Origin of the sequence: Inquilinus sp. YAF38 (genome assembly GCF_052113205.1) — a bacterium.
Classification (GTDB): Bacteria; Pseudomonadota; Alphaproteobacteria; order DSM-16000; family Inquilinaceae; genus Inquilinus.
Genome location: NZ_JBFRCU010000163.1, coordinates 1 through 7413, shown reverse-complemented (window position 1 = coordinate 7413; position 7413 = coordinate 1). Strand labels below are relative to the sequence as shown.

6 protein-coding genes are annotated in these 7413 nt (G+C 69.3%); 5 read left to right on the top strand and 1 reads right to left on the bottom strand.

Going from position 1 to position 7413, the window contains the following annotated elements; translation table 11 throughout:
- The 4 genes from AB4Z01_RS35495 to dacB form a co-directional block, all read left to right on the top strand.
- Positions 1 to 345 (top strand): ABC transporter permease subunit (locus AB4Z01_RS35495; RefSeq protein WP_441701466.1); only part of this gene is annotated, 345 nt, incomplete at its 5' end.
- Positions 345 to 1529 carry a choline ABC transporter ATP-binding protein gene (choV, locus tag AB4Z01_RS35490; protein ID WP_441701464.1) on the top strand — a complete coding sequence of 395 codons (1185 nt, stop codon included), beginning with the start codon at positions 345 to 347 and terminating at the stop codon, positions 1527 to 1529. The genes AB4Z01_RS35495 and choV, both read left to right, overlap by 1 nt.
- A 276-nt stretch (positions 1530 to 1805) precedes the next feature.
- On the top strand, positions 1806 to 2528 hold the full coding sequence (locus tag AB4Z01_RS35485; RefSeq protein ID WP_441701462.1) for a sugar transferase: 723 nt from the start codon (positions 1806 to 1808) through the stop codon (positions 2526 to 2528).
- Between the two features lie 156 nt (positions 2529 to 2684).
- On the top strand, positions 2685 to 4121 hold the full coding sequence (dacB, locus tag AB4Z01_RS35480; RefSeq protein WP_441701468.1) for a D-alanyl-D-alanine carboxypeptidase/D-alanyl-D-alanine endopeptidase: 1437 nt from the start codon (positions 2685 to 2687) through the stop codon (positions 4119 to 4121).
- On the opposite strand, the gene AB4Z01_RS35475 is transcribed toward dacB, so the two are convergent.
- On the bottom strand, positions 4118 to 5416 hold the full coding sequence (locus tag AB4Z01_RS35475) for an NAD(P)/FAD-dependent oxidoreductase (protein WP_441701461.1): 1299 nt from the start codon (positions 5414 to 5416) through the stop codon (positions 4118 to 4120). The genes dacB and AB4Z01_RS35475 overlap by 4 nt on opposite strands.
- Positions 5417 to 5623: 207 nt before the next feature.
- Here AB4Z01_RS35475 and AB4Z01_RS35470 point away from each other — a divergent pair, with 207 nt between their 5' ends.
- Positions 5624 to 7396 carry a diguanylate cyclase domain-containing protein gene (locus tag AB4Z01_RS35470; protein ID WP_441701459.1) on the top strand — a complete coding sequence of 591 codons (1773 nt, stop codon included), beginning with the start codon at positions 5624 to 5626 and terminating at the stop codon, positions 7394 to 7396.
- Positions 7397 to 7413: the final 17 nt, after the last annotated feature.

The window sequence follows — 7413 nt, the reverse complement described above, 5'->3', positions numbered from 1 at the left end:
GCGCCGATCCGCCTGACCTATYTCGGCATCCACGGCGTGCCGAGCCCGCTGCTCGAGGCCGGTGAGGCCTTCGGCGCCACCAGGCGGCAGCTGCTGTTCAAGGTCGAGCTGCCGCACGCCCTGCCGACGATCATGGCCGGGCTGACCCAGTGCATCATGCTGTCGCTGTCGATGGTCGTCATCGCCGCGCTGGTCGGGGCCGACGGCCTGGGCAAGCCGGTGGTGCGCGCCCTCAACTCGGTGAATGTCCCCATGGGCTTCGAAGCCGGCCTCTGCATCGTCATCCTGGCCGTGATCCTCGATCGTCTGGTGAAAAGCGAACGGCCCGCCGGAGGGGCGCACTGATGTCCGACACCCTTCCCGCGGTCCATTTCAACGCCATCGACGTGATCTTCGGACCGACACCCAAGCGGGCGCTGGCCCTGCTCGACCAGGGCCGTACCCGGGCCGAGATCCAGGCCGAGAGCGGCGATACCCTGGCGGTCGCCGGCGCCGAGCTTTCGGTCCCGCCGGGCGAGCTGTGCGTGCTGATGGGCCTGTCCGGCTCCGGCAAGTCGTCGCTGCTGCGCTGCGTCAACGGCCTGAACAAGGTCACCCGCGGCCGCATGGTGGTGCGCTGCGACGGGCAGGAGGTCGACGTCGCCAGCTGCGACGAGACCACGCTGCGCAAGCTGCGGGCCGACTGGGTGTCGATGGTGTTCCAGCAATTCGCGCTGATGCCCTGGCGCACCATCCGCGAGAATGTCGGCCTCGGGCTCGAGCTGCGCGGCATGCCGAAGGCCGAGCGCGACCGGGTGGTCGACGAGAAGCTGGCCCTGGTCCATCTCGACAAATGGGCCGGCAAGTACCCACGTGAGCTCTCCGGCGGCATGCAGCAGCGCGTCGGCCTGGCCCGCGCCTTCGCCACCGACGCCGACATCTTGCTGATGGACGAGCCGTTCTCGGCGCTCGACCCGCTGATCCGCACCCATCTGCAGGACGAGCTGCTGGAGCTGCAGCGCCGGCTGAAGAAGACCATCATCTTCGTCAGCCACGACCTCGATGAGGCGCTGAAGATCGGCAACCGGATCGTGATCATGGAATCCGGCCGCATCGTCCAGGTCGGCACGCCGGAGGAGATCGTCACCAAGCCGGCCGACGACTACGTCGCCAACTTCGTCGCCCATGTTAACCCGCTCAACGTGCTGCGGGCCGAGGCGCTGATGACGCCGCTCGACCTGCTGCCGCGCGACGGCGATTCGATCCTGGTCGACAAGGCCATGACCTGCCGCTGCCGGGTCGACGATCTCGGCCGGCCGATCGAGGTGCTGCAGGACGACCGGCCGCTGGAGATCGCCGACGGCATCATCAACGGTGTGGCGCCGGGGCAGATCGCGACCATGCCGATCCACGCATCGATGCGCCGTTTCATCGCCGCGCATGAGGCCACGCGGCAACCGATCCTGGTGCTCGACGACGACGGCCGGCTGGTCGGCAAGGTCGGGGAAAGCGAGCTGGTGGCTCGGTTGCTTCGCGGGAAAGATGATTAGGAAGAATGCGTTATGTGATATAGCTTGCGTTCTGGTTTAGACTTCCCGTCTCTGTCATTGATCTATCCGCGCTCGTGTCGGCAACACACGGCAATAAATGGATTGTCTCCACTGGCGGCATTCGATATACATAGAAGGCGCATTCAATGGTCGCCAGGCCACACTAAAAATTGCCATGTTTCAGGCAGTTATGATGTGCGCGACCCTAGTGACTAGGGGGCGGGGAGTCAGACGCAATTTCAATGTGGGGTGTTCTGCCGGTTGCGGCGGCGGGACATGTTCTGCTCCTTTGTTTCAGTTTTCTGGGGGTACAGGGATATGCAGTCCGACAGCCTCGTCGATACTGCCGCCGTAGACATTTCCGCGGAGACGCCGATCCAGTCGGCGCGGGCGGGCATGGCGGCGAAGCGGTTGATGGATATTTTATTGTCGATCGTCTTTCTGATCCTGTTTTCGCCGTTGTTCCTGGTCTGCGCGGCAATGATCCGGCGTTCCGGCCGGGGGATCTTCTACAGCGACCGCCGCGTCGGTCGTCACGGCAAGATCTTCTACTGCCACAAGTTCAGGACGATGGTTCCCAATGCAAATAAGCTATTGGCGGATCTTCTTCAGAAGAACCCTGAGATGCGGCGTGAGTGGGAATCCGGCTTCAAGCTGAAGAAGGACCCGCGGGTGACCGCGATCGGCCGCTTCCTGCGCAAGACAAGCCTCGACGAGCTGCCGCAGCTGCTGAACGTGCTGAAGGGCGATATGAGCCTGGTCGGCCCCCGGCCGATGTTCGAAGAGGAGCAGGAGCGCTGGGGCGCGGCGATCCGCTACTACCACAGCACCCGGCCCGGCATGACGGGCGTGTGGCAGATCTCCGGCCGCAACGACACCAGCTACGAGACCAAGATCCGCCTCAATGTCGACTATGTGCGGACCTGGACCCTGTGGCGGGACATCGTGATCCTGTTCAAGACCCCGAGGGTCTTCTTGCCCGGCGCCGGCGCCTACTAGCGACCCGGCCCGGCCGGCGGCCACCCCGCCCGAGAACGATCGACACGGCCCCCTCGCGGGGGCCGTGCCCGTTTCGGCCTCGCCATAGCTTCCGACTCGCCGCGCCTGGAGCTATAGGAGGGCGCGACCCGATGCGGAGGATGCCGGCCCGTGCCCATGATGAAATTGTTCCGCCTGTTCCTGCTGCTGGTGCTGACGGCCGCCCTGCCGGCCCATGCGGCCCGGGCCCAGGCCGGGGCGGCGGCTACCCGCAGCGGCCTGCCCGCCGGGGACGTCGCCTATATCCTGTTCGATGCCCAGAGCGGCCAACTGATCGACAGCGCCCAGGCAACGCGACCGATGATCCCGGCCTCGACCATGAAGGTCGCGAGCATGCTGGCGGCGATCGAGATTCTCGGCGCCGACCATCGCTTCACCACCATCGTCACCGCCGGCGGCTCCGTCGCAGGGGGCGTGCTAAACGGCGACCTGGCCCTGATCGGCGGCGGCGATCCCACCCTCGACATCAACGACCTGGCCGACCTGGTCGGCCAGGTCCGCCAGGCCGGCATCACCAAGGTGACCGGCCACTTCATCGTCGACGACACGGCGCTGCAGGCTCTGCCGTTCCTCGACCCGCTGCAGCCCCTGGCCGCCTCCTACAACCCCGGCCTCACCGGCCTCGCCGTCAACTTCAACGCCCTTCGGGTGAGCTGGCAGACACGGGCTGGGCGCTTCGACGCCCGCGCCGATGCGGTGGCGGAGGGGCGCAACGTCACGCTGCCCTGGGTCGATGTCAGCGAGGGCGCGGCCACGCCCTATCGCCCGATCGAAGGCCATGAGGGCTGGATTCTGTCGTCGCGGCTGCCGGACAAGGGCTCCGACCTGCTGCCGATCCGTTACCCGTCGGCGACTGCGGCCCAGATCTTCCGCAGCTTCGCGCGCGACGCCGGGATTGCCCTGCCGGCCCCGGCGATCGGGCCGCGCACGGCCGAAGGGACGATCATCGCCCGGCACGACAGCGAGACGCTGCCGGTGATCGTCACCCGCGTCCTGAAATACAGCAACAACCTTTCAGCCGAGATGATCGGCATGATGGCGGCGCGACAGGCGCTGGGCCGCAGCAGCATCACCCAGGGGGAAGCGGGCCGGACGCTGGCCGCATGGTGGGCGCAGAAGCTGCCGCAAGTGGATTGGAGCGGGCTGTCGATCCCCGGGGCGTCGGGGCTCAGCACCGCCGCCCGGATCTCGCCGGTGCAGATGGCCGCGGTGCTGATCGAGGGCAACCGCATCGGCCTGCCGGCGCTGATGCCGGAGCGGCCGGACGGCGGGGCCGAGGCCGATGCCGGCGAGCCGCCGCCGCTGGCGGCCGGCCGGCTGCGGGCGAAGACCGGGACCATGGGCTATGTCCGCGGCCTGGCCGGCTATCTGTCGGCCAACAGCGGCCGGCAACTCGGCTTCGCCATCTTCATCGTCGACGAGCCGCAGCGTGCCGCGGCCGACGCGGCGACCGACCCCCTGGTCCTCGCCGTGTCGCAGCCGGCCCGGCGCTGGCTCGGCCGGGCCCGGGCAACCGAGCGCGAGTTGCTGCGGCAGTGGGCCGCCGCCTACTAAAGCAGGTCGCGCAGCCGGTACCAGGCCATCGCCAGCACCAGCGCCGGCATGCGCAGCACTCGCCCGCCCGGGAACGGCTGGTGCGGAATCCGGGCGAAGACGTCGAAGCGGTCGGCCTGGCCGCGGATCGCCTCGGCCATCACCCGCCCGGCCATGCCGGTCAGCAGCACGCCATGGCCGGAGAAGCCCTGGGCGAAGAAGATGTGCGGCGCCACCCGGCCGAAATGCGGCGTGCGGTTCATGGTGATGCCGACATGGCCGCCCCAGCAGAACTCGACCTTCTTGCCGGCCAGGCGGGGCAGGGTGCGCGCCATGGTCCGCCGCATGCTCTCGGCCAGGCGCCGCGGCTCGTAACCGGAATAGCTGACGCCGCCGCCGAACAGCATCCGGCCGTCATGGCTCAGCCGATAGTAGTTGAGCACGAAGTTGATGTCGGCCACGGCGAAGCCCGACGGCACGGTCTGCTGCGCCAGCGTCTCGCCCAGCGGCTCGGTGGCGATGATGTAGGTGCCGACCGGCATGACCCGCGAGCGGATGGTGCGGTCGACATCGGCCGACAGCGACGGCAGGTAGGCGTTGCCGCACAGCGCCACGAAATCGGCGGTGATCCGGCCCTTCGGCGTTGTCGCCACCGCCGGGCTGGCCTGGTCCAGCCGGGTGACCGGCGTGTCCTCGAAGATCCGCACGCCGAGCGAGCGGGCGGCCTCGGCCAGGCCGAGCGCGTAGTTCAGCGGGTGCAGCTGGCCGCTGCCGCTGTCCAGCAGGCCGCCGACATAGCCCGGCGCGTCGACCAACGCCCGGATCTCGGCCCGAGATAGCATCCGCCCCTGGTTGTAGCCAAGGCCGTCCCATTCGGCGACATGGGCCTCCAGCTCCTCCATGTGCCGGCGCTTCAGCGCGCCCAGAACATAGCCCCAGCGCAGGTCGCAATCGATGCCGTAGCGGTCGATGCGCTGCCGCAGCAGGGACTTCGCCTCCTCCGACATGTCCCACAGCTTCCGGGCGTCGTCGCGGCCGACCCAGCCGGCGATGGTGCCGATGTCCTTGTTGAAGCCGGTCACCGCCTGGCCGCCGTTGCGGCCGGAGGCACCCCAGCCGACTCGCTGGGCTTCGACCAGCACCACGTCGAGGCCGCGTTCCCTCAGCTCGATCGCGGTGCTGAGGCCGGTATAGCCGCCACCGACGACCAGCACATGGCAGCGCTGATCCCCGTTCAGCGAGGGGAAACGGAGATCGCGGTTGGCGGTGGCGGCGTACCAGGAGCGGACATGGCCGCCCGGGCTGGCTGATTGCATGACACGGTTTTGGTGGCCTCAGGTGCGGCCTTCAATAGCCCGGGCCGGACCGGGGCGGCCAGCCGGGCGGACGCCCGGTCCGTCATGTCCTGCCCGCATGACGCCAGCCCAGGGCAGCACCGACGGCTGTTCGCTTGTCGCGGCTGGAGAGAAGGGTAAAAATAGGACCATAAACCGTGACCCCGGGTGTGGCCCTTGCCGGTGCGCATGCAGATTCGCGAGGTGGTGGAGGCGGCGGTCCTGACCTTCGTCCTGGCGGTGCTTGGCATCGCCACGAAGGGGCTGGAGCCGCTTGCCCTGTTCTGGCCGGCGAACGGTGCCTTGATCGGCTGGTTCCTGCGCCGCTCCACCCACCGCAACCCGCTCTGCTGGGTCGCGGTGGCCCTGGCCTTCGTCGCGGCCGACCTGTGCTACGGGCGCGGCATCGATCTCGCGGCCGTGCTGCTGCTGTCCAATCTCGCCGAGATCGCGGCGGGGCTGGTCGTGCTGGCGCAGCTGCGGCGCGAGAACCGGGACCTCGCCCATCCGACCGCGGTGCTGCGCGTCGGCATCGCCTGCATCGTGGCGGCCCTGGCCGGCGGTATCGTCTCGGCGCTCGGCTTCGCCCTGCTCGGCGACTCGGCGATCCTGCTGAACACCGGGACCTGGTGGATGTCGGAGATCGCTGCCCTGGCGGCGGTGCTTCCGGTGGCGCTGACCCTGCCGTCGCGGCCATGGCCGGCCGGCTGGCTCTCCCGCGCCATCCGGCTGGATCTGCCGGAGCTGGCCGGACCCCTTGCCCTGCTGGTCCTGATGGCGGCGCTGGGCGTGGCCACCGGCGGCATCGGCACCACCGGCTATCTGCTGCTGCCCCTGATCTGGTCGGCGATGCGATGCGGCATCTTCGCGACCACGGTCATGGCGGCGCTGGTCGGGCTGTGGATCTTCGCGGCCCTGGGCCTCGGCCTCGACCGGCTGCCGTCGCAGACGCTGGCCGAGGACCCGTTGCGAATCCTGCTGTCGACCCGGCTCTCCGTCGCCCTGATCTCCCTGGCTGCCGTCCTGGTCGCCAGCATCATGGCGACGCGCCGCCGGATCGAGCTGCGCCTGGCCGAGAGCGAGAACCGGCTGGCCCTGGCCTTCGAGGGCACCAATGACGGTGTCTGGGACCTGGAGGTGCCGTCCCGTCAGCTCTCGGCCTACGATGCCGGGCTGCTGGCAGCGCGGACCGACGTCAAGCCGCGCCGGCCGCTCGATGACTGGCTGCCCAGGATCCATCCGGCGGACCGGGACCGGGTCCTGGCGGCGCTGGAGGACCATATCGCCGGCCGGACCCCGACCTGCGTCGCCGAGTATCGCTGGCCCGCCCCGGGCGGCTGGATCTGGCTGCTGGCGCGGGGGCGGACTGTGGAGCGCGACGAGGCCGGGCGGCCGCTCCGCATCGTCGGCTCCTACATGGATGTCTCGGCCCGCAAGGCGCTGGAGCAGAAGATCGAGTACATGGCCAATCACGACGCGCTGACCGGACTGGCGAACCGGCACGCACTCGACGCCGCGCTGCGCGGCCGGATCGCGGATTATCGCCGCCGGTCGGCAGGGGCCGTGCTGTTGGTGATCGACCTCGATGGCTTCAAGGCAGTCAATGACGGGCACGGGCACCTGGCCGGCGACACCGTGCTGCGCGCACTGGCGCAGCGCTTGGCCGAGACCCTGCCCGACGGCATGACGCCGGTGCGGACCGGCGGCGACGAATTCGCCGTGATCGGCGACGGGCTGGGTGCCGGGGAGGTCGAGGCCCTCGCCGATCGGATCGAGGAGGCCCTGTCCGCCCCGATCGTCGTGGGCGCAGGCACCGTTTCGGTCGGCGCCAGCATCGGCTGGGCGTTCCTGCCCCGGGATGCCGAGGACGAGCACGGGCTGGCCGCCGTGGCCGACGCGCGGCTCTATGCCGCGAAGCAACGGCTCCGGCGGCCCGAGCCACCGTCGCGGGCCTCGGCTTAGCCAGATCGGGGCTATGC

What these genes read in the sequence shown, in the direction of transcription:
- dacB (WP_441701468.1), top strand. Translation starts at nt 2,685, where the DNA reads ATGATGAAATTGTTCCGCCTGTTCCTGCTGCTGGTGCTGACGGCCGCC.
- choV (WP_441701464.1), top strand. Translation starts at nt 345, where the DNA reads ATGTCCGACACCCTTCCCGCGGTCCATTTCAACGCCATCGACGTGATC.
- AB4Z01_RS35470 (WP_441701459.1), top strand. Translation starts at nt 5,624, where the DNA reads ATGCAGATTCGCGAGGTGGTGGAGGCGGCGGTCCTGACCTTCGTCCTG.
- AB4Z01_RS35485 (WP_441701462.1), top strand. Translation starts at nt 1,806, where the DNA reads ATGTTCTGCTCCTTTGTTTCAGTTTTCTGGGGGTACAGGGATATGCAG.
- AB4Z01_RS35475 (WP_441701461.1), bottom strand. Translation starts at nt 5,416, where the DNA reads ATGCAATCAGCCAGCCCGGGCGGCCATGTCCGCTCCTGGTACGCCGCC.